The 20,704-nt window shown below is 74.2% G+C and carries 20 protein-coding genes and 1 riboswitch; of the genes, 11 read left to right on the top strand and 9 right to left on the bottom strand.

Going from position 1 to position 20,704, the window contains the following annotated elements:
* Positions 1-124: 124 nt before the first annotated feature.
* Entirely contained in the window at positions 125-2,059 is a 1,935-nt protein-coding gene (locus AC07BF_RS12145) for an anthranilate synthase family protein (protein ID WP_400805634.1), read from the bottom strand.
* 241 nt (positions 2,060-2,300) lie between these two features.
* Here AC07BF_RS12145 and AC07BF_RS12140 point away from each other — a divergent pair, with 241 nt between their 5' ends.
* Complete coding sequence (locus AC07BF_RS12140) at positions 2,301-3,710, top strand: class II 3-deoxy-7-phosphoheptulonate synthase (RefSeq protein WP_478333314.1); 1,410 nt, start codon at positions 2,301-2,303, stop codon at positions 3,708-3,710.
* Between the two features lie 197 nt (positions 3,711-3,907).
* Entirely contained in the window at positions 3,908-4,201 is a 294-nt protein-coding gene (locus tag AC07BF_RS12135; RefSeq protein WP_363582964.1) for a (2Fe-2S)-binding protein, read from the top strand.
* A gap of 4 nt (positions 4,202-4,205) precedes the next feature.
* On the opposite strand, the gene bfr is transcribed toward AC07BF_RS12135, so the two are convergent.
* On the bottom strand, positions 4,206-4,685 hold the full coding sequence (bfr, locus tag AC07BF_RS12130) for a bacterioferritin (RefSeq protein WP_363582962.1): 480 nt from the start codon (positions 4,683-4,685) through the stop codon (positions 4,206-4,208).
* Positions 4,686-4,906: 221 nt separating this feature from the next.
* On the opposite strand from bfr, the gene AC07BF_RS12125 reads away from it, so the two are divergent.
* Entirely contained in the window at positions 4,907-5,536 is a 630-nt protein-coding gene (locus AC07BF_RS12125; RefSeq protein ID WP_063347259.1) for a molybdopterin-dependent oxidoreductase, read from the top strand.
* 28 nt (positions 5,537-5,564) lie between these two features.
* Here AC07BF_RS12125 and pknB read toward each other — a convergent pair whose 3' ends face one another.
* The 4 genes from pknB to thiO form a co-directional block, all read right to left on the bottom strand.
* Positions 5,565-7,343: a Stk1 family PASTA domain-containing Ser/Thr kinase gene (gene pknB, locus AC07BF_RS12120; RefSeq protein ID WP_478333318.1), complete on the bottom strand. Its 1,779-nt coding sequence runs from the start codon at positions 7,341-7,343 to the stop codon at positions 5,565-5,567.
* A 119-nt stretch (positions 7,344-7,462) separates the two neighbouring features.
* Positions 7,463-8,260 (bottom strand): thiazole synthase, encoded by a 798-nt coding sequence (locus AC07BF_RS12115; RefSeq protein ID WP_363582958.1) that lies wholly within the window; start codon positions 8,258-8,260, stop codon positions 7,463-7,465.
* A gap of 1 nt (position 8,261) precedes the next feature.
* Positions 8,262-8,516 carry a sulfur carrier protein ThiS gene (gene thiS, locus AC07BF_RS12110; protein WP_400805637.1) on the bottom strand — a complete coding sequence of 85 codons (255 nt, stop codon included), beginning with the start codon at positions 8,514-8,516 and terminating at the stop codon, positions 8,262-8,264.
* Positions 8,513-9,688, bottom strand: a complete 1,176-nt coding sequence (thiO, locus tag AC07BF_RS12105; protein ID WP_400805639.1) for a glycine oxidase ThiO — start codon at positions 9,686-9,688, stop codon at positions 8,513-8,515. The genes thiS and thiO overlap by 4 nt, the downstream gene beginning before the upstream one ends.
* A 3-nt stretch (positions 9,689-9,691) precedes the next feature.
* A riboswitch (TPP riboswitch) is annotated at positions 9,692-9,804 on the bottom strand.
* Between the two features lie 84 nt (positions 9,805-9,888).
* Here thiO and AC07BF_RS12100 point away from each other — a divergent pair.
* The 3 genes from AC07BF_RS12100 to thiE are packed head-to-tail and all read left to right on the top strand — an operon-like array spanning position 9,889 to position 12,155.
* Positions 9,889-11,097, top strand: coding sequence for an NAD(P)/FAD-dependent oxidoreductase (locus AC07BF_RS12100; RefSeq protein WP_363582952.1), 1,209 nt, complete (start codon positions 9,889-9,891; stop codon positions 11,095-11,097).
* A gap of 42 nt (positions 11,098-11,139) precedes the next feature.
* Entirely contained in the window at positions 11,140-11,505 is a 366-nt protein-coding gene (locus tag AC07BF_RS12095; protein ID WP_350884398.1) for an Rv2175c family DNA-binding protein, read from the top strand.
* Positions 11,505-12,155 carry a thiamine phosphate synthase gene (gene thiE / locus AC07BF_RS12090; RefSeq protein ID WP_363628785.1) on the top strand — a complete coding sequence of 217 codons (651 nt, stop codon included), beginning with the start codon at positions 11,505-11,507 and terminating at the stop codon, positions 12,153-12,155. Before AC07BF_RS12095 ends, thiE begins: the two co-directional genes overlap by 1 nt.
* A 56-nt stretch (positions 12,156-12,211) precedes the next feature.
* Here the strand turns inward: thiE and AC07BF_RS12085 are convergent, their stop codons facing one another.
* Positions 12,212-13,318 carry a polyprenyl synthetase family protein gene (locus AC07BF_RS12085; RefSeq protein ID WP_400805642.1) on the bottom strand — a complete coding sequence of 369 codons (1,107 nt, stop codon included), beginning with the start codon at positions 13,316-13,318 and terminating at the stop codon, positions 12,212-12,214.
* 220 nt (positions 13,319-13,538) lie between these two features.
* Between AC07BF_RS12085 and metF the strand changes: the two genes are divergently transcribed.
* A complete protein-coding gene (gene metF / locus AC07BF_RS12080) occupies positions 13,539-14,459 on the top strand; it encodes a methylenetetrahydrofolate reductase [NAD(P)H] (protein ID WP_363582946.1) in 921 nt (306 codons plus the stop codon).
* A 218-nt stretch (positions 14,460-14,677) separates the two neighbouring features.
* Positions 14,678-15,580: a hypothetical protein gene (locus AC07BF_RS12075; RefSeq protein WP_478333313.1), complete on the top strand. Its 903-nt coding sequence runs from the start codon at positions 14,678-14,680 to the stop codon at positions 15,578-15,580.
* A gap of 18 nt (positions 15,581-15,598) precedes the next feature.
* Here AC07BF_RS12075 and AC07BF_RS12070 read toward each other — a convergent pair whose 3' ends face one another.
* Positions 15,599-17,095, bottom strand: coding sequence for a phytoene desaturase family protein (locus AC07BF_RS12070; RefSeq protein WP_363618871.1), 1,497 nt, complete (start codon positions 17,093-17,095; stop codon positions 15,599-15,601).
* Between the two features lie 55 nt (positions 17,096-17,150).
* Positions 17,151-17,792 carry a DUF4126 domain-containing protein gene (locus AC07BF_RS12065; protein ID WP_400805647.1) on the bottom strand — a complete coding sequence of 214 codons (642 nt, stop codon included), beginning with the start codon at positions 17,790-17,792 and terminating at the stop codon, positions 17,151-17,153.
* A gap of 583 nt (positions 17,793-18,375) precedes the next feature.
* Here AC07BF_RS12065 and AC07BF_RS12060 point away from each other — a divergent pair.
* The 3 genes from AC07BF_RS12060 to AC07BF_RS12050 all read left to right on the top strand — a co-directional run bounded on the left by AC07BF_RS12060 (position 18,376) and on the right by AC07BF_RS12050 (position 20,540).
* The gene (locus AC07BF_RS12060; RefSeq protein ID WP_400805702.1) at positions 18,376-18,942 is read left to right on the top strand and encodes an SAV_6107 family HEPN domain-containing protein; all 567 of its coding nucleotides are present in this window, start codon (positions 18,376-18,378) and stop codon (positions 18,940-18,942) included.
* 45 nt (positions 18,943-18,987) lie between these two features.
* Entirely contained in the window at positions 18,988-19,740 is a 753-nt protein-coding gene (locus AC07BF_RS12055) for a methyltransferase domain-containing protein (protein WP_363378597.1), read from the top strand.
* Positions 19,741-20,150: 410 nt separating this feature from the next.
* Positions 20,151-20,540: a DUF3040 domain-containing protein gene (locus AC07BF_RS12050; RefSeq protein WP_350884379.1), complete on the top strand. Its 390-nt coding sequence runs from the start codon at positions 20,151-20,153 to the stop codon at positions 20,538-20,540.
* Positions 20,541-20,704 lie beyond the last annotated feature (164 nt).

The raw sequence follows: 20,704 nt of genomic DNA, 5'->3' as shown, positions 1-20,704 counted from the left end.
GGCGGGAAGCGGGAGGAGAGGGGTGGGAGGACAACGTGGGAGGGTTCGGGGGGGGCCCGGCCCCCTCGGCGATCCGGGGGGGGGGGGGGGGCCGTTCCCCGGGGCCCGCCCCCCCACCGGCTGCTCAGCCGCGGACGGCCGCCGCCTCGCGCAGCAGGCCCGCCACGATGCCGACGCCGTCGCGGGTCAGCACCGACTCGGGGTGGAACTGGAGGCCGGCGAAGCCGGGCCCGCGCAGCGCGTGGACGTCCCCGGTGGCGGCGTCCCGGGCGACCTCGACGCCCCGCGCGGCGAGCCGGGCCGCGTCGGCGTCCGAGCAGCGCGCGGTGAACGTGTTGTAGAAGCCGACGGTGTGCTTGGTGCCGAACAGATCGATGCTCTCCTGCGCGCCCTGGTACGGGACGTCCTTGCGGCCCAGCGCCAGCCCGAGCTCGCCGCAGAGCAGTTGGTGGCTGAGGCAGACCGCGAGCAGCGGCGCGGTGCGGGCTCCGGACCGGACGGCTGCCAGGGCGTCCGCGACGACCGGCCGCAGCAGGGCCATCTTGGGGTCGTCGGTGAGCGCCGGGTCGCCGGGCCCGGGGCCCAGCACCAGCGGCCCGCGGTGCGCCGCCAGCAGGGCGGGCAGCCCGGGCGCGTCGTAGCGGACGACGCTGACCTGGTGGCCGATCGAGGTGAGCAGGTGGGCGAGCATCGAGGTGAAGGTGTCCTCGCCGTCGACCACCAGGGTCGGCGCGGGCTCGGTGACCACGGTCGGTGTCTGCATCCGCAGCCAGAACGGGGCGAGGTCGGCCCGCCGGGCGTCCAGGGCGGCCTGGACGCGGTGGTCGTCGGCCAGCCGGGGGCCGGTGGGGCCGGGCAGCCGGGCGGGCGCGGGCCGGGCGCCGATCGCGGTGAGCACCCCGGCGGCCTTGGCGTGGGTCTCGGCGACCTCGGACTCGGGGACGGAGTGGCGGACCAGCGTGGCGCCGACCCGGACGACCAGGCGGCCGGTGGCCGGGTCGATGTCGGCGGTGCGGATGCAGATGGGCGAGTCCAGCAGCTGCCCGCCGCTGGCGGAGCGGCCGATCAGGGCGAGCGCGCCGGAGTAGTAGCCGCGCCCGCCGGGCTCGTACCGCTTGATGACCCGGGTGGCGTTCTGGACCGGGCTGCCGGTGACGGTGGCGGCGAACATCGTCTCGCGGAGCACCTCGCGGACGTCCAGCGAGGTGCGTCCGCGCAGCTCGTACTCGGTGTGGGCGAGATGGGACATCTCCTTGAGCCGGGGCCCGAGCACCTGGCCGCCGAGGTCGCCGACCGTGCACATCATCTTGAGCTCTTCGTCGACGACCATCGTCAGTTCCTCCAGTTCCTTGGGGTCGTGGAGGAACCGGAGCAGCGAGTCGATGTCCGAGCCGCCGGTCGGATAGCGGTAGGTGCCGGAGATCGGGTTCATCACGACGGTGCCGCCGCTCTGGCGGACGTGCACCTCGGGGGAGGCGCCGACCAGGACGCGTTCTCCGGTGTGCACCAGGAAGGTCCAGTAGGCGCCGCGCTCCTGCTCCAGCAGCCGCCGGAACAGGGTGAGCGCGAGTGCGGGCGAGAAGTTCTCCAGGGTGGCGCCGAAGTCGCGCCGGATCACGAAGTTGGCGCCCTCGCCGTTGCCGATCTCCTCCTCGATCACCCGGCGGACGATCGCGGCGTACGCCTCGTCGTCGATGTCGAACGAGCCGCCGGTGAGCGAGACCGGCGACTGCGGCAGGGCGGCGGTGAGTTCGGCCAGCGGCAGGGTGTGCTGTTCGGCCACCGAGAGGGCCTGCAGCGGGGTCCCGTCGTCGTGCGCCTCGAAGCCGCGCTCGCGGATCTGCCGGTACGGGACGAGCGCGAGCAGGTCGTGCACGGGGCCGTCGGCCGGGACGCCGGTGCGGACCGGCAGGTCGGCGAGGTTCCGGTAGCTGTCGACGGTGCCCATCAGCACCTCGACGGTGTCCGGGGCGAGCCGGGGGGTGCGGCGGTGCAGCAGGGCGAACGCGGGCGCGTCGGGAGCGGTGAGGCGGGCGAGCAGGTCGGCGGTGGCGGTCACGGAGCGGCTTCCTTCCGGGGGACTGGTGAGGTGCGGTGCTGGGATCCGCTCCCGGAGGGCCGTCTGCGCATACGCCGACGGCCGCCCCGAGGGGCGGCCGTCGTGTTCGTCTAGGAACGCGCGATCGGTGGGCCACCCTTGGGGGAGGCCCACCACCAGGAGTGGGTGTGGGGCGCGTGCATGGTTCGAGCGTAGCGGATCGTGCGGGGAGGGTGAGCCCGGTCACGTGTTTGTCCGAGTTATGTCTCACCCCTCGGGCAATGGTCACGAATCGCTCGGGTCACCCCGTAGCCTTGGTGGTGTGACCGTGACGACTGAGACATCGAGGACTGGCCACTCCTGGCAGTCCCTGCCCGCGGCGCAGCAGCCTGAATGGCCGGACCAAGAGGCTCTGCGCAAGACCCTTGCCGAGCTCGCCTCCTATCCGCCGCTCGTGTTCGCCGGCGAGTGCGACCAGCTGCGCGCCCGGCTCGGCGCCGTGGCGCGCGGGGAGGCCTTCCTGCTGCAGGGCGGTGACTGTGCCGAGGCCTTCGACGGCGTCTCGGCGGAGCACATCCGCAACAAGCTGAAGACCCTGCTGCAGATGGCCGCCGTGCTGACGTACGCGGCCTCGGTGCCGGTCGTGAAGGTGGGCCGGATCGCCGGCCAGTACTCCAAGCCGCGCTCCAAGTCGACCGAGACCCGCGACGGCGTGACGCTGCCGGTCTACCGCGGCGACTCGGTGAACGGCTTCGAGTTCACCCCCGAGTCCCGCATCCCGGACCCGGAGCGCCTCAAGCGGATGTACAACGCGTCCGCCGCGACGCTGAACCTGGTGCGCGCGTTCACCACCGGTGGCTACGCGGACCTGCGCCAGGTGCACGCCTGGAACCAGGACTTCGTGCGCAACTCGCCGGCCGGCCAGCGCTACGAGCAGCTCGCCCGGGAGATCGACAACGCCCTGGCGTTCATGAACGCCTGCGGTGTGGCGCCGGAGGAGTTCAAGACCGTCGAGTTCTTCTCCTCGCACGAGGCGCTGATCCTCGACTACGAGACCGCGCTGACCCGCGTGGACTCGCGCACCGGCGAGCTGTACGACGTCTCCGGCCACATGGTGTGGATCGGCGAGCGCACCCGCCAGCTGGACCACGCGCACATCGAGTTCGCCTCGAAGGTCCGCAACCCGATCGGCGTCAAGCTCGGCCCGACCACCTCGGTCGACGAGGCGCTGACCCTGATCGAGAAGCTGGACCCGGAGCGCGAGCCCGGCCGCCTCACCTTCATCACCCGGATGGGTGCGGGCAAGGTCCGCGACCACCTGCCCACCCTGGTGGAGAAGGTCACCGCGTCCGGCGCCCAGCCGGTGTGGATCTGCGACCCGATGCACGGCAACACCTTCGAGGCCTCCAGCGGCCACAAGACCCGCAGCTTCGACGACGTGCTCGACGAGGTCAAGGGCTTCTTCGAGGTGCACCGCGCGCTGGGCACCCACCCGGGTGGCATCCACGTGGAGCTGACCGGCGACGACGTGACCGAGTGCGTCGGCGGTGGCGACGAGGTGCTGGTCGACGACCTGCACCAGCGCTACGAGACGGCCTGCGACCCGCGGCTCAACCGCAGCCAGTCGCTGGACCTGGCGTTCCTGGTGGCGGAGATGTACCGCGGCCAGTGAGCTGCCACGGGTGAGCCGCCGCCGGCGGGTCACCGGTGAACGAATGTGACGAAAGCCCCTCCGGATTCGGGGTCCCCGAGCCCGGAGGGGCTTTTTCGTGCCCGGATCGCCGGGTAAGGTGAGGCTTAGTGAAGTAAGGCAAGCCTTAGTCAAGATCGTTCCGCCGGTCGGCGCCGCACCACCCTGGAGAGTCCGCGATGTACGTGTGCATGTGCCATGCGGTCACCGAGGACCAGGTGAAGAAGGCGATCGACGCCGGGGCCGGCACCCCGCGCCAGATCGCCCGGGGCTGCAAGGCCGGCACCGACTGCGGATCCTGCGTCCGCCGGATCCAGGCCCTGCTCGGCGAGCACGGCGCCCGGCCCTGCCCGACCGCCCGCCTCGCCGCGAAGCTCGGCCTGGCCGACCCGCAGGACCAGGCCGCGTCCGCGCCGGCGGCCACCGTGACTCAGGCCGCCCCGACCCCGGTCGCCCCGCTGCGCGCGGCCTGAGGGCTCAGGAGTCCGGCTGCTCGATCACCTGGGCGAGGTAGAGGGCTTCGCCGAGCTTCTCCAGGAGCTCCAGCTGGGTGTCGAGGTAGTCGATGTGGTGCTCCTCGTCGGCCAGGATGTCCTCGAAGATGTTCGCCGAGGTGACGTCGTTCTTGGCGCGCATCACCACGATCCCGCGCTTCAGCCGGTCGATCGCCTCGACCTCGATCTGGCGGTCCGCCTCGAACATCTCCTTGACCGTCTGGCCGATCCGGACGTGGAACAGCCGCTGGTAGTTCGGCAGCCCGTCCAGGAAGAGGATCCGGTCGGTGAGAGTCTCGGCGTGCTTCATCTCGTCGAAGGACTCGTGCCGGGTGTACTTGGCGAGCTTCGTCCAGCCGAAGTTCTCCTGCATCTTGGCGTGCAGGAAGTACTGGTTGATCGCGGTGAGCTCCGCGGTGAGCTGCTCGTTGAGGAACTCGATGACCTCTGGGTCGCCCTGCATGGCTGGTGCCTCCCTGCGCTACGGCCTGTTGTGACTCCTGCGCTGCGCATCCTGGCATCGAAATGGGAGAAAATTCCAGTAAGTTCACACTCACTAGGACATGTTTTGGAATATCCGATTTGAGCCGATACGGGCCCGATCACCGGTTCTTGGGGGCGGGGCGTGTGGTCGCGCGAAGGGGCGCGCACGGCGCGTCGGCCGCCGTCTGTCACCATGGAGTCATGGGTCAGTCCGAACAAGAACCGCTTCCGCCGTCTGACCCGAGGCTCCCCCCGGGGCAGCGCGTGCAGCGCGGCTGGCCCGCCCTGCACTACGGGCCCGTACCCCGCTTCAAGCCGCTGACCTGGGACCTCCAGGTGTTCGGCGCCACCGCCTCGGCGGAGAAGCACAGCTGGGACTTCGAGGCCTTCCACGCCCTGCCGCGCACCACCGTCGTCGCCGACCTGCACTGCGTCACCAAGTTCACGCTGCTCGGCAACGAGTGGTCGGGCGTGCCGGCCGCCGCCCTCCTCGACCTGGAGCCCCCCGCGCCCGGCGTCACCCACGTGATGGTCTGGGCCGAGTACGGCTACAGCGCCAACCTGCGGCTGGCCGACTTCGCCGACCCGCGGACGATCTTCGCCACCCACCGCAACGGCGAGCCGCTGACCGCCGAGCACGGTTTCCCCGTCCGGCTGATCGTCCCCGGGCTGTACGCCTGGAAGGGCCCCAAGTGGGTCCGCGCGGTGGAGTACATGCGGGCCGACCGCCGGGGCTTCTGGGAGGAGCGCGGCTACCACAACCTCGCCGACCCGTGGCGCGAGCAGCGCTACTCCCACCAGGAGGAGCCGGGCGACGGCCCGCTGCGCTGAGGGTGGGCCGACGTTCGGAGGAATCCCCTTAGAAGAAGGGGAAGTTGACCGTCACCGCGGTGTGCTGCGGGCGCCGCTCGCCGGCCGCCGGGGACTGACTGGACACCTTGCCGGTGCCGAACAGGTTGACCCCGCTGGTCTGCATCGTGAAGCCGGCCGCCTGGAGCGCCTTCGCCGCGTCGTCCTTGCTCATCCCGGTGACGTCCGGGACGGGCACCATGCCCTTGCTGACCACCAGCGAGACCGCGGTGTTCTCCTGGAGCAGCTGCCCGGCCGCCGGCGAACTGCTGATCACCACGCCCTCCGGCACGGTGTCGTCGTACGTCCCGGTCACGCCGCCCCTGGTCAGCTGGGCCGCGGTCAGCGCGTCGGCGGCCTGGTCGGCGGTCTTCCCAGCCAGGTCCGGCACCGCGATCCGCTTGGGGCCCCTGGAGACGGTCACCGTCACGGTGTCGCTCTTGCGGGTCCGCGCGCCCACTCCGGGGTCGGTGGCGATCACCTGCCCGGCCGGGACGCTCTCGCTGAACACCTCGACGAAGCGGCCGTGCATGCCGTCCTTGTCCAGGATCCGCTGCGCCTCGGCCCGGTCCTTGCCGAGCACGCCGGGCACCGGCCCGTACAGCCCCTCGGACAGCCCGTACGTCGCACCGCCGACCGCCAGCACCAGGGCGGTCAGCGCGGCGACCCAGATCAGCGGCTTGCGGGGGAGGCGGCGCAGCAGGCCGGGCCGGCGCCCGCGCACCGGGGTCGGCTCGTCGTACGGGCGCGGCTCGACCAGCAGCTGGTCCAGCAGCTCCGCCGGCACGTCCAGCACGCTGGTGGGCTCCGGCGCCCCGGCGTCGACGGGCCCCGCCGGCTGCTGGATCACCGAGGTCGGCTCGCTGGTCGGGTAGCGCGGGCTGGGCCGGGTGGAGGCCGGCGGCTCGGCGTCCAGCTCGGCCGGGGTGAGCGTGCGGCGGATCCGCTGGAGGGCGGCGAGCAGTTCGACCGCGTCGTACGGGCGGGCCTCGGCCGTCCGGGCGCAGGCGCCGGCCACTATGGCGTCCAGCCCGGGGCCGACGGCCGGGGCGATCAGCGAGGGGGCGGGGACGTCCTCGTGCAGGTGCTTGTACATCACCTGGACGGGGTTGTCGCCGGTGTGCGGGCGGCGGCCGGTGAGCATCTCGTAGAGCAGGATGCCGGCCGCGTAGACGTCGACCCGCTGGTCGGTGGGGGCGTCCGGGAGGATCTGCTCGGGGGCCAGGTAGGAGACGGTGCCGAGGACCGTGCCGCCGGTCGCGGTGCTGGTCGAGGTGGGCGCGCCGTCGGCGGTGCCGAGGACCCGGACCAGGCCGAAGTCGGCGACCTTGACCAGCCCGTCCTCGGTGATCAGCACGTTCTCCGGCTTGACGTCCCGGTGCACCAGCCCGGCCCGGTGGGCGGCGCCGAGGGCGGCCAGCACCGGCTCCAGCACGTCCAGCGCGGCCCGCACGGACAGCGCGCCGCGGTCGCGCAGCAGGTCCCGCAGGGTGCGGCCGGGCACGTACTCCATGGCGAGGAAGACGTTGGCGCCGTCCGCGCCCTGGTCGAAGACGTTCACCACGTTCGGGTGGGAGAGCCGGGCGACGGCCTTGGCCTCGCGGATGAACCGGGCGGTGAAGCCGTCGTCCCCGGCCAGCGCGGGGTGCATCACCTTGAGGGCGACGACCCGGTCCAGCCGGGTGTCGGTGCCCTTGTAGACGGTGGACATCCCGCCGGTCGCGATGCGCTGCTCGACCCGGTACCGGCCGTCGAGCAGGGTACCGATCAGGGGGTCGTGCAGTGCCATGTCCACCCGGAGAGTCTAGGGCCGCAGGCGGCAGCCGGACCCGGAGGACATCGCCTCCGGGCCCGGCTGTGCCCGGTTTGTGACACGGCACACGCGGGCGGGTGCCGTGCGCCAGGGCGTCAGAACGCCGGGTGCTCGCGGGTGTCCAGCTCCGCCCGGCCGGCCATCGCCGAGGAGGCCTCGGCGTGGAACCGGCGCGGGATGCGGCCGGCCCGGTGGGCGAACCGGCCCGCCTCGGCGGCGTGCCGCATCGCCTCGGCCATCAGCACCGGGTCCTGCGCCCTGGTCACCGCGGAGGCGAGCATCACCGCCGCGCAGCCCAGCTCCATCGCCAGCGCGACGTCCGAGGCGGTGCCGGCGCCCGCGTCCAGGATCACCGGGACGCCCGCGTCCTCCACGATCAGCTGGAAGTTGTGCGGGTTGCGGATGCCCAGGCCGGAGCCGATCGGCGAGCCCAGCGGCATGATCGCCGCGCAGCCGACGTCCTCCAGCTTGCGTGCCAGCACCGGGTCGTCGTTGGTGTACGGCAGCACCGTGAAGCCGTCGTCGACCAGGGTCTCGGCGGCGTCCAGCAGCTCGATCGGGTCCGGCAGGAGGGTCCGCTCGTCGGCGATCACCTCCAGCTTCACCCAGTCGGTGCCGAGCGCCTCGCGGGCCAGCCGGGCGGTCAGCACGGCCTCCCCGGCGGTGAAGCAGCCCGCCGTGTTGGGCAGCACCCGGATGCCGTTGCGGGTCAGCACGTCCAGGACGGAGCCCTGGGTGCCGGCGTCGACCCGGCGCATCGCCACGGTGGTCAGCTCGGTGCCGGAGGCCAGCAGCGCCCGTTCCAGGATCTCCAGGCTGGGTGCGCCGCCGGTGCCCATGATCAGCCGGGAGCCGAAGGACTCCCCGGCGATGGTCAGCAGGTCGTCAGCCATGTCAGCCTCCCTGGACGGCGGTGAGGATCTCGATCCGGTCGCCCGCCGACAGTTCCGTGGCCGGCCACGAACTGCGCGGCACCACGGCCTCGTTGAGGGCGGCGGCGACGCCGCTGTGGGCGGCGCTGAGGGTGGCCACCACCTCCGCGAGGGTGGTCGTGGCGGACACCCGGCGGGGCTCGCCGTTGACGGTCAGCCCGATCTCGGCCGGTGTGGTCTGGGGTGGTGTGGTCTGGGGTGGTGCGATCTCGGTCATGCGGAGGCCTTCGTGGTGGAGCGGTCGGGGGAGAACCGGGTGGGCGTGAACGGCTTTGCAAGCTCGGGGAGTTCGCCGGTCGCCAGGTACTCGGCGAGCAGGTCGGCGGTCACCGGGGTGAGCAGCACGCCGTTGCGGTAGTGGCCGGTGGCGGCGACCAGCCCGGGCAGCGCGGTCGGGCCCAGCAGCGGGGCGTTGTCCGGCGAACCGGGACGCAGCCCGGCCGAGGTCTCCAGCAGCGGGAGTTCGGTGATGCCCGGCACCAACTCGTGGGCGTCGCGCAGCAGTTCGTACACCCCGCCGGCGGTGACCGTGGTGTCGTAGCCCTGCTCCTCGGTGGTCGCGCCGATCACCAGCTCGCCGTTCTCCCGGGGCACCAGGTACAGGTGCTGTCCGCGCACCACCGCGCGGACGTTGCGGGACAGGAACGGCCGGTACGCCTCGGGGATCCGCAGCCGCAGGATCTGCCCCTTCACCGGGCGGACGGCCGGCAGCACGCCCTCCGGCAGCCCGGGCAGCCGGTGGCTGTGCGGGCCGGCCGCGAGCACCACCTGGTCGGCCCTCGGTGTCTCGCCGGTGCCGAGCCGGGCGCCGACCGCGCGGCCGTCCTCGACCAGCAGCCCGACGGCCTCGGCCCGGTGGAGCACGACCCCGGCGAGCTCGCAGGCGGCCACCAGGGCGGTCAGCAGCCGGCGGGGATCCACCTGGTGGTCGTCCGCGACGTGCAGGCCGCCGCGCACGCCGGGGGCGAGCATCGGCTCCAGCCTGCGGGCCTCCCGGCCGGTCAGCCAGGCCGAGTCCAGGCCGAGCCGCTGGTGGAAGGCGTGCAGCTCGCGCAGTTCCTCGCGGTCGTCGGAGTCCAGCGCGACGGCGATCGTGCCGCACCGGCGGTACCCGGTGTCCAGGCCGCCGCTCGCCTCGGTGAGCTCGGCGGCGAAGTCCCCGTACCGCTGGTTGGAGGCCATGCCGAGGCGCAGCAGCGGCTCCTCGCCGTACTGCAGCTCGGTGACCGGGGCGAGCATCCCGGCCGCGACCCCGGCCGCCCCGCCGCCGGGGGAGGGGTCGACCACGACGATGTTCCCCAGCCCGCGCTGCGCGGCGCGCCAGGCGACGGCGAGGCCGATGACGCCCCCGCCGATCACCAACACGTCGGCGTGGGTTTCCTCGGGCAAGCGTGACAAGGCTGCTCTTCTCCCTTCGCCGGAATGACCCGGATCAGGTTCGGACGGTCGCGGGCCGTGCCAGCCCGCCTCTCAGCCCGGTACGCCGGGCTCCCGTGATGGTGCCCCCACCATAACGCCGGGGGCGGGCCCGGCCGAAGGCCCGTACGCGGGGTGGACGGGCCGGTGGCCCCGGCAGGGCGCTGAGTACAGTGACGGGCGTGGCAGAGCTGAACGGAACGGATCAGGTGGTCGTCGTCGGGGCCGGGCTGGCCGGGGCGCAGTGCGCCCTGAAGCTGCGGCAGGGCGGCTGGCGGGGGCGGATCACGCTGGTCGGGGAGGAGCCGCACGCGCCGTACGACCGGCCGCCGCTCTCCAAGGACGTGCTGCTCGGCAAGGCCGACGCCACCACCCTGGACATCGACTACCCGCACCTGGGCATCGAGCTGCTCACCGGCCGCCGCGCGACCGGCCTCGCCCCCGGCGTGCTGCACACCGACGCCGGCGACCTGCCGTACGACGCCCTGGTGATCGCCACCGGCGCCACCCCGCGCGCCCTGCCCGGCGCCGAGCGCGCGCACCTGCTGCACACCCTGGACGACGCGCTGGCGCTGCGTGCCCTGCTGCGGCCCGGCCTGCGGCTGGTGCTGGTCGGCGCGGGCTGGATCGGCGCCGAGGTGTCCACCGCCGCCCGCGCGGCCGGCTGCGAGGTGACGGTGGTCGAGGCGGGCCCGGCGCCCGTCCCCGGCGCGCTGCCGGCCGAGGTCGGTTCGGCGATGGCCGCCTGGTACGCCGAGGCCGGTGTCGACCTGCGCTGCGGGGTCGGCGTGGCCGCCGTCGAGGAGGGCGCGGTGCTGCTGGCGGACGGCTCGCACCTGCCCGCCGACGAGGTCGTGGTCGGCGTCGGCGCCCGGCCCGCGACGGGCTGGCTGGCCGGTTCCGGCGTCGAGCTGGACGGCACCGGCGCCGTCCTGGTGGACGGGCGGCTGCGCACCGGCCTGCCCGGCGTCTTCGCGGCCGGGGACTGCGTCAGCTACCCGTCCGCCCGCTCCGGCGCCCGGCTGGCCGTCCAGCACTGGGACCACGCGTTGCAGTCCGGCGAGGCCGTGGCGGCCGCCGTCCTCGGCGCGGACGCGCCGCCGTACGACCCGGTGCCGTACTTCTGGTCGGAGCAGTTCGGGCGGATGGTCCAGTACGCCGGGCGGCACGCCGAGGGCGACGAACTGCTGTGGCGCGGCGGCCCGCAGGACGCCTCCTGGACGGCGCTCTGGCTGCGCGACGGGGTGCCGAGCGCGCTGCTGGCCGTCGACCGGCCGCGCGACCTCACCCAGGGCCGCCGGCTGATCGAGCGCGGCACCGCGCTGGACCGGGCCCGCGCGGCGGACCCCTCGGTGCCGCTGAAGTCGGCGGTCGCGGGGTAGCAGCTGGTGCGCGGGGGGCTGTGGAGGTGGCAGTCTGGTGGCGTGAGTGAGATTGAAAGCAAGATCGAAGCCCTGGTTTCCGAGTGGATGTACCTGCCCGACATCTCGGAGCAGTGGGGGGTGCGCGTCACCGAGGTGCGCGACCTGGTCCGCAGCGGCGGGCTGATCGCCGTCCGGCGGGGCCCCAACAAGTCGCTGCAGGTCCCTGCGGCGTTCATCGACGGCCAGGGGCTGGTCAAGCACCTGTCCGGCACCCTGACCGTGCTGCGCGACTGCGGGTACAACGACGTGGAGATCCTGGAGTGGCTCTTCACCGAGGACCCGTCGCTGCCCGGCAGCCCGATCCAGGCGCTGCAGGAGAACCGCGGCACCGAGGTCAAGCGGCGCGCCCAGGCGATGCTGATCTGATGGCGGCGGACGCACCGCGCCGGCGGCTGGCCGACGCCCGGCTGTACCTGTGCACCGACGCCCGCCGGGAGCAGGGCGACCTCGCCCAGTTCCTGGACGCGGCGCTGGCGGGCGGGGTGGACATCGTCCAGCTCCGGGACAAGGGCCTGGAGGCCAAGCAGGAGCTGGCGGCTCTGGAGGTCTTCGCGGACGCCTGCCGCCGCCACGGCAAGCTGCTGGCCGTCAACGACCGCGCCGACGTCGCGCACGCGGCCCGGCCGGACGTGCTGCACCTCGGGCAGGACGACCTGCCGGTGCCGGCCGCCCGGGCGATCCTCGGCGACGAGGTGCTGATCGGCCGGTCCTGCCACGCCGAGTCCGAGGTGGACGCGGCGCTCGCCGAGCCCGGCGTGGACTACTTCTGCACGGGCCCGGTCTGGCCGACCCCGACCAAGCCGGGCCGCCCGGCGCCGGGCCTCGGCCTGGTCTCGTACGCGGCGAAGCAGAGCACCGACCGGCCGTGGTTCGCCATCGGCGGCATCGACCTCGGAAACCTCGACGAGGTGCTGGCCGCCGGCGCCCGCCGGATCGTCGTGGTCCGTGCCATCACGGCCGCCGACGACCCGCAGGCCGCCGCCGCCGAGCTCGCCCGGCGGGTGCGCTCGGCCTGACGGCCCCGGGGGCCGTCACCGTTCCCCGTACCTGCGGATCCCCCTGCGTGCGGATCTCAGTACTTGCGGACGGTGGCGGCCTCGGCCAGGGCCAGCAGCACCGTGCGGGCCTGCTCGTCGGCCAGCGGCGCCGCCTCCAGCGCGGCCAGGGACTGCCGCATCAGCTCGTCGATCCGGCGCTCCACCCGCTCGGGCGCGCCGCTGCGGGCCACCAGGTCGCGCAGCCCGGCGACCTCCTCGGGCACCAGGTCCGGCGCGCCGAGCCGCTCGTCCAGGTGCCGGGCGTCGGCGGCCGGCAGGCCCCGCATCGCGTGCGCCACCAGCAGGGTGCGCTTGCCCTCGCGCAGGTCGTCCCCGGCCGGCTTGCCGGTGACCGCCGGATCACCGAAGACGCCGAGCAGGTCGTCCCGCAGCTGGAAGGCCTCGCCCAGCGGCAGCCCGAACGCCCCCAGCGCCGCCACCAGCTCCGGGCCGGCCCCGGCCAGCAGCGCGCCGACCTGGAGGGGCCGCTCGATCGTGTACTTCGCCGACTTGTAGTGCAGCACCGTCTGCGCCCGGTCGAGCGCGCCCTCGTCGGCGGAGTCGCCGGCCACCGGCTCCAGGACGTCCAGGTACTGGCCGACCATGACCTCGGTGCGCATCAGGTCGAACACCGGCTTGGCGGCCAGCACGGCGGCCGGCTCCAGGCCCGAGCGCAGGAACAGCTCGTCGCACCAGATCAGCAGCAGGTCGCCGAGCAGCACCGCCGCCGAGGCGCCGTACTGCTCGCGGTCGCCGCGCCAGCCGTTCGCCCGGTGCAGCGCCTCGAAGCGGCGGTGGATCGAGGGCAGGCCGCGGCGGGTGTCGCTGCGGTCCATCAGGTCGTCGTGCACCAGAGCGCTCGCCTGGAGCAGTTCCAGCGCGGCCGCCGCGTTCGCGATGCCCTCGCCGCCGGCCGGGCCGCCGGCACTGCGCCAGCCCCAGTAGCAGAAGGCCGGGCGCAGCCGCTTGCCGCCGTCCAGCAGGAAGTCGCGCAGGGCGTCGGCGGCGGGCACGAGCTGCGGGGAGATCTTGTCCAACAGGGCGGACTGGCCGTCCATGAACGCGGCGAGGGCGGCGTTGACGCACGCGCGGACGTCCTCCACGTCTATGGGGTTGGCCGGCCGGTTGCTGGACGAGGTCACGATGAGGCTCCGCTGGTTCGCTGGGGTGCAGCAAGCGTAGCGGGGTAGCCGGGAACGAATGTGCGAGCGGGCGTGCGCGCGGGCGTGCGGGCACACCCGGCGCGGGCCCCGAACGCCGGTCGGAATTCGACGGACCACCGGACGGAGTATCGTCCACCGCTTGTCTCAATCCGTGGTACCGAGTTGTCCGGCCCCTTCGAACGCCGGATAACCTGCCAGCATGGCACTCGGCATCGCTTCCACCAGACCGGACCGCGCACTGACGGTCCGCGAACTCCTGGCAGCCGGAAAGCGGTCCTTCTCCTTCGAGTTCATGCCCCCGCGCACCGAGGTCGGCGAGCAGAGACTCTGGGACGCCATCCGTCGGCTCGAACCGCTGGACCCCAACTTCGTCTGCATGACGTACGGCGCCGGCGGCTCCTCGCGCGAGCGCACCGTCAACATGGTCGGCCGGATCGCCACCGAGACCACGCTGACCCCGGTCGCCCACCTGACCGCCGTCGACCACTCGATCGCCGAACTGCGCAACATCATCGGCCAGTACGCCGACCAGGGCGTGCGCAACGTCCTCGCGGTCCGGGGGGACCCGCCCGGCGACCCGATGGGCGAATGGGTCAGGCACCCCGACGGCGTCACGTACGCGTACGAGCTGGTCGAGCTGATCAAGGGCATCGGCGACTTCTGCGTCGGCGTCGCCGCCTCGCCGAACATGCACCCGCGCTCCACCGACTGGGACGAGGACATCCGGCACTTCGTCGGCAAGGTCCGGGCGGGCGCCGACTACGCGATCACCCAGATGTTCTTCGAGGTCGACGACTACCTGCGGCTGCGCGACCGGGTCACCGCCGCCGGCTGCGAGACGCCGATCATCCCGGAGATCATGCCGGTCACCAACGCCAAGCAGCTGGAACGCTTCCCCCAGCTGAGCGGCTCCGCCTTCCCCGCCGACCTGGAGGCCCGGCTGCGGGCCGCCGTCGACGACCCGGCGGCGCTGCGCGCGATCGGCATGGAACACGCCACCGCGATGGCCGAACGCCTCCTCGCCGAGGGTGCGCCCGGCCTGCACTTCATCACGCTCAACCACTCCACGGCGACGCTGGAGATCTACCAGAACCTCGGCCTGCACCAGCGCCACGCGTAGGCCCCGTCCGGCGCCCCGTCGGGGGTCCTGCGCCGGGCCGATCGGGCCCGCGGGCCCGGACGTTCACCGGCCCGTCACCGCCCCGACGGTGACGGGCTCGGTCGTGTGGGCCCCGGCCGCGACCGGCGGGAACGCGATGCGGTACCCCGGCCGTTGAACCGGTACAGTCGCCGCACACGCGCGGCGAGCGCGGGCACGCGACTGGAGGTAGCGGGCGGATGGGCATCGGATACCTGCTGCTGTACGTCGCGTTGGCGGTGGTGGCGCTCTGGCTGGTCGCCGAGGTCCTGCTGCAGAACCGGGCCCCGCTGCACTGGCGGGCCCTCGCCCTGGTCGGCTTCCTGGCAGTGGCCGCCGGCATGGTGCTCGGCTCCGTCCCGGTGATCGGCGCCGGCGCCGCCCTCTTCGCGGCCGGCCAGACCTTCGTCACCCTCTCCGTCAAGCGCGGCTACCGGGCCGGCTGGTCGCTGCGCAAGGCCGACGGCTCGCTGCCCGGCCCGCTCGCCAAGGTGCCCCTGCTCGGCGCCCTCACCGGCGGCGCGGCCGCCGTGGCCGCGGTCGAGGCCACCGACAAGCGGATCGGTGAGGTCAGCGCCGTCGAGGAGGCCCCGGTCGCCGCCCCCGCCCCGGTTGCCGAGGACGTCCCCGAGGTCGAGCAGACCGCCGCCTTCGAGATGCAGGAACTCGCCCAGGACGGCGTCTACGCGCCCGCCTACTACGAGCAGCAGCAGGCGCAGGCGCCGCTCGACCCCTACGCCGAGGCCTACCAGTCCGGCTACGACAACGCCGCCCAGCCGCAGCCGGCCTACGAGCAGCAGCAGTGGCAGAGCCAGCAGCAGCCGGCCTTCGCCTACGACCAGGGCTACGGGGCCTACCCCCAGCAGTCCGACCCGTACAACGGCTACCCGCAGCAGGACCAGTACCAGTCCTACCCGCAGCAGCAGCCCGGCTGGGAGCAGCACCCCCAGCAGCAGTGGCAGACCCCGCAGCAGCACCCCGAGCAACACCTGGAGCAGCACCCCGGCCAGCAGCCGGGCCAGCACCCCCAGGGCATCCCGCAGCAGCAGTCCTACGACCACACCTACGGCTACCAGCAGCAGAACACCTGGCCCCAGGGCTGAGGTCCGGCGCCAGGGCCCCTACGCCGGGCCGATCAGGTTGGCGGCGATGCAGGCGGACATGCCGGCCCGGGCCAGTCCGCCGCCGGGGTGGGCCGCTCCGCCGATCAGGTAGAGGCCGGGGACGGGCGACTCGTTGGCGGGCTGGAGCCATCCGCCGCCGTCTCCGGCGAGCGCGGGGCGGGGGACCGACCCGCCGAGGGCGCCGGTCTCCCGGCGGGTGTCGTCCGGGGTGCGCACGACCCGCCACAGCACCCGTTCGCGCAGGCCCAGGCCGGCGGCGTCGGCGTGCGCCAGCAGCCGGTCCGCGTGGCGCTCGGCGACCCCGGGCGCCGTCCAGTCGACGTCGCCCTGGGCGGGGACGGTCGCGGTCAGCACCACGCTCTCGTGCGCGTCGTCGGGGCGCAGCGAGGGATCGTCCGGGCGCAGCACCTGGAGGGTGGGGCGCTCGCAGGGCGGGGCCGGGAGGGTCAGGGCGTTCTGCTCGGCCGCCGGGTCGGCGGCGTGCACCACCGTCCGGTGCGGGGTGCCGGCCGGCCGGGCGCCGCGCAGCGCGAGCAGCACGCTGAACCGGCCGGGCACCTCGGACGGCTCCCCGTGGTCGGGCCCGAGCTCCGGCCACCGGGCGAGACCGTCACGGAACAGCGCCCTGGTGTCCATCGAGGAGACCACCAGGTCCGCGTCGATCCGCCCGCCCGGGGTGTCGACGCCACGGGCCCGGCCGTCCTCGACCAGTACCCCGGTGACCGGGGTGTCGAAGCGGAACTCCACCTTGCGCAGCTCGCAGCGCCGGTGCACCGCGTCCGCCAGGGCCCGCAGGCCGCCCCGGACGTACCAGACGCCGAAGGACTGCTCCATGTACGGCAGCACGGTGGCCCCGGCGGGGGCGGACCCGGGGGGCAGGCCGAAACGCAGGGCGTGCTCCGCCAGCAGGGCGGTGAGGCCGGGGTGGCCGCCGAGTTCGCGGGCGGCGACGTCGGCGAGGGTCCACGGGCGGGGCCGGCCGAGCCGGGCGAGCAGGCCGCGCCGGGGCGGGACGGGGTAGGGGTCGGTGTGCAGCGGCGACCGGTCGGCCGGGAGCGGCTCCTCCAGGAGCGGGCGGCGGGTGGCCTCCCAGACCGTCCGGCCGTGGTTCATGACCGCGCTCCAGCGGGCGCCCGAGCCGGCGCCGAAGGCGGCGTCCAGGGCCTGGCTGACGCCGCCGCGGGAGGCGTTGGGCAGGCTGACGGCGGTGCCGTCCGGGAACAGGTGCCGGCTCTCCGGGTCCACCGGGGCGAGGTCGACGAGCTGCTCCAGCGGCTCCTTGCCGGTCTTCAGCGCGAGGTCGCGGTAGACGGCCGGGAGGGTCAGCAGGCCGGGGCCGGTGTCGAAGGCGAATCCGTCGCGCTCGTACCGGCCGACCATGCCCCCGTACGTGCCGCCGGCCTCGCAGACCGTCACCCGGTGTCCGAGGGTGGCCAGCCTGGAGGCCGCCGCGAGCCCGCTCATTCCTGCGCCGATGATGACGATCCGTGCCATGGCACCTGATCCTAGGCCGTGACCTGGGCCGGGCCGGACCGGGCGGGCGCCGTCCTCAGCGCCGCGGGACGTACGGCCGGTCCGCCTCCTGCCCGCGGGCGGCGGACCCGGCGTCGCGGGCGGCGCGGCGTTCGCGGCGGCGGGCCCGGAAGGCGCGGATCCGGTTGACCGCGAACCAGACCAGCAGCAGGCCGACGGCGAGCAGGACGGCGGCGATCGAGGCGGCCAGCCAGGGGTGGAAGATCGCCAGGGATACCAGCCCGGCCACCGACAGGTCCTCCGCCATGCTGACCGCGATGTTGCTGGCCGGTTCGGGCGAGGTGTTGACCGCCATCCGCAGCGAGGCCTTGACCAGGTGGCTGACCAGCGCCGTGGTGCCGCCCATCGCGCCCGCCGCGACCTCGCCGAGCGAGCCCGGGTCGGTGCTCGCGATCAGCGCGCCGACGGTGGCGCCCGCGATCGGCCGGATCACGGTGTGCACGGAGTCCCAGAGGCTGTCGACGAACGGGATCTTGTCGGCCACCGCCTCCAGCAGGAACAGTACGGCGGCCGCGACCAGCACGTCGGTGCGCTCCAGTGCGGGCGGTACCGAGTCCGCGCCGCCGAAGCGGCCCAGCAGTCCGAGCAGCAGCACCACCGCGTAGGCGTTGATACCGCTGGCGAGTCCGCTGGTGAAGATCAGCGGCACGATCGTCATGGCTTCCCCCTCCTCATCGCTTTCCCCCTCCTTCTCGTGGCCGTGGCCGGTCCGCCCCGGCCACGGCCGTACCGTACCCGGACGTGCCGGGTCGGCCCGCCGGTTCCGGCCACGGCCGGGTCCGGGGCCGACGGATCTGAGTACGCGTACTCAGATCCGGGGTTGAGTACGTCAGCGGATGGCCCGCCGACCTGCCGGGACGGGAGAGTGGTGGCACCGGGAAGGCGGCGCGTCGGGCGCCCCGCCCCGGGTGGCGGATCCGTCCGCCCAGCCGGCAGATGAGGGGTCGGCGGGGCGGCGGCGGAGGTCCGCCGCGGGAGCCGGTCACGGGCCTCGCACCGCCGACACGGGGCGGCGGAGCGGGCCGGGGGGAGACCGGCCACCGGAAGGGGGAGCTGGCCACCGCCGCCTGTGGGGAACGGCGGAGCGGCGGCGTACGGCGGCGGCACAGGACCTGGGGGGACAGGCCGGTGCCCGCCGCCGCTCACCCGTTTCGGGCCGCGTTGTCAGTGGTCCCGTTCACGATGGAGGGGCACGGACCGCCCGGTCCGCGCGCTGCCTCGGAACGGGGGAGACCATGACCATCAGCCGTCCTGAGCCCGTCACCGCCCGCCTCCACTCCGCCGCCCCGCCGTCCTCCCCGGGCGGGCGCCCGGGTGGCGGGGACGTCCACCCCGTGCTGCGCCGGACCGCCGCGCCGCCGGCCGCCCTCGACCTGCTCGCCGACGCCCACCGCACGCTCGCCCGGGCCCGCGTGCTGGAGGACCCGCTGGAGCGGTACGCCACCGCCCACCTGGCCGCGCTGCGCACGGTGGCGGCCGTGCTCGCGGTGCGGGGGCGGCCGGAGAAGAGCCCGCGCCGGCGCAAGGCCATCCGCAGTGCCTGGGAGGTGCTGCCCGAGGTGGCCCCCGAGCTGGCCGAGTGGGCGCTCTACTACGGCGCCGGCGCCCGCCGCCGGGCGGCCGCCGAGGCCGGGATCAGGGGTGCCGCCTCGGCCCGTGACGCCGACGACCTGGTCCGCAACTCCGCCCTGTTCCTGCGCCTGGTCGAGCGCCTGCTCGGCCTGCGCCCGACCCCGCCGGCCCCGCGGCTGCCGCTGGACGGCGACGACCCGCCGGGGGTGACGGGCCCCGCCACCCGCCCGGTCTAAGGTGGAGGCATCCTGATCGATCTGCATGTGCCGAGGAGCCCCGCCTTGTACCCGACGCGTCCCCGCAGTGCCCTGCGTACCGCCGTGGTGTGGGAGGTGGTGCGGGCCGCCCTGGAGAAGCGGGCGGCCGAGCTGGACCAGCCGGTGCTCGACGTGGTCGACACCGGTGGCGGCACCGGCAACTTCGCCGTGCCGGTGGCCAAGCTCGGCCACCGGGTCACCGTGGTCGACCCCAGCCCGGACGCGCTGTTCGCGCTGGAGCGCCGGGCCGCCGAGGCCGGGGTGACGGAGCTGGTCCGGGCCGTCCAGGGCGACACCCAGACGCTGCCCGAGCTGGTCGCCCCCGGCACCGTGGACGCGGTGCTCTGCCACGGCGTGCTGGAGGTCGTGGACGACCCGGCGGAGGCGCTCGGCAGCCTGGCCGGCACCCTGCGCCGGGGCGGCCTGGTCAGCCTGCTGGCCGCCAACCGCAACGGCGCCGTGCTGGCCCGCGCGCTGGCCGGCCACTTCACCGAGGCCCGTACGGTGCTGTCCGCGACCGACGGCCGCTGGGGCGAGCAGGACCCGATGCCGCGCCGCTTTACCGGCGAGGAGCTGGGCCGGCTGGCCGAGGGCGCGGGTCTGCGGGTGGAGTCGGTGCACGGCGTCCGGGTCTTCGCCGACCTGGTCCCCGGGGTGCTGGTGGACGCCGAGCCGGGCGCGATGGAGGCGCTGCTGAAGCTGGAGGAGGCCGCCGCCGAGCAGCCCGCGTTCCACGCCGTGGCGACCCAGCTGCACCTGCTGGCCACCCTGGCCTGAGCGGCCGCGGGACCGTCCGCCGCCGTACGGTTCGCACACCGTGCGGCGGCAGTTCGCCTTCCGGACGCCCCCCGGCCTCGTCCGGGTGGTCCCGAACCTGCCCAGGTCCGAACCGATTCCACCCGTTCGGGCACTTGTCCGCGTCCCGTGGCGTTGAGCCGGGTGCGGCCGTGCCCGGTCGAAGTGGCCCGTCCCACGCGGCGCAGACCACTCCGTAACGGGCCCACGGACCGTATGATCTGGGTAAAGCCGGAAAGCATGACAGCCGGATGCGTGGGGCATATGGACGACACGGGCCGGGTCCCCCCGCACAGGCGTCCGACCGTGTGCCCCGAAGGCTGATTGGACTTTGCCTCCCCGACCGGGGTGGCGGACCGGTCGCACCCGCGACCGACGAGTAGGAGGACTCCGTGCCGCTCTCGGAGCACGAGCAGCGACTGCTCGACCAGATGGAGCGAGCGCTGTATGCCGAAGATCCCAAATTCGCGACGGCGCTTGAGGGAACCGGGCTGCGCACCTACACCCGCCGGCGGGTGTACCTGGCCGTTGCCGGCTTCGTGGTGGGCATCGGCCTGCTGATGGGCGGCATGGTCGTCCCCGACCAGATCTGGGTCAGCGTCGTGGGCTTCCTGGTGATGCTCGGGTGCGCGGTGTTCGCCGTGACCGGCTGGCGCCGCGGCCCCGCCGGCCAGGGCTCCGGCCCCCGGCCGGCCGCCGCGCCCCGCCGCAAGGCCGGGATGATGGACCGGGTGGAACAGCGCTGGCAGCGTCGTCGGGACGAGCAGGCCGGCGGCTTCTGAGCCGCGCACGGCACGCCCGCCGGGGCGCGCACACGCTGGACGAACGCCGGGGGGGGGGGGGGGGGGGGGGGCTGGCCCAGCGGTTCTCCGGCTGCCTGGAGGGGCCATTTGATCGGACACCGCTCAGGACCCTCTGGGGGGTTTTCCTACGTCGGATTCCTCCT

This window comes from Kitasatospora sp. NPDC043950 (assembly GCF_056435345.1).
This window is presented reverse-complemented; position numbering and strand designations above follow the sequence as displayed.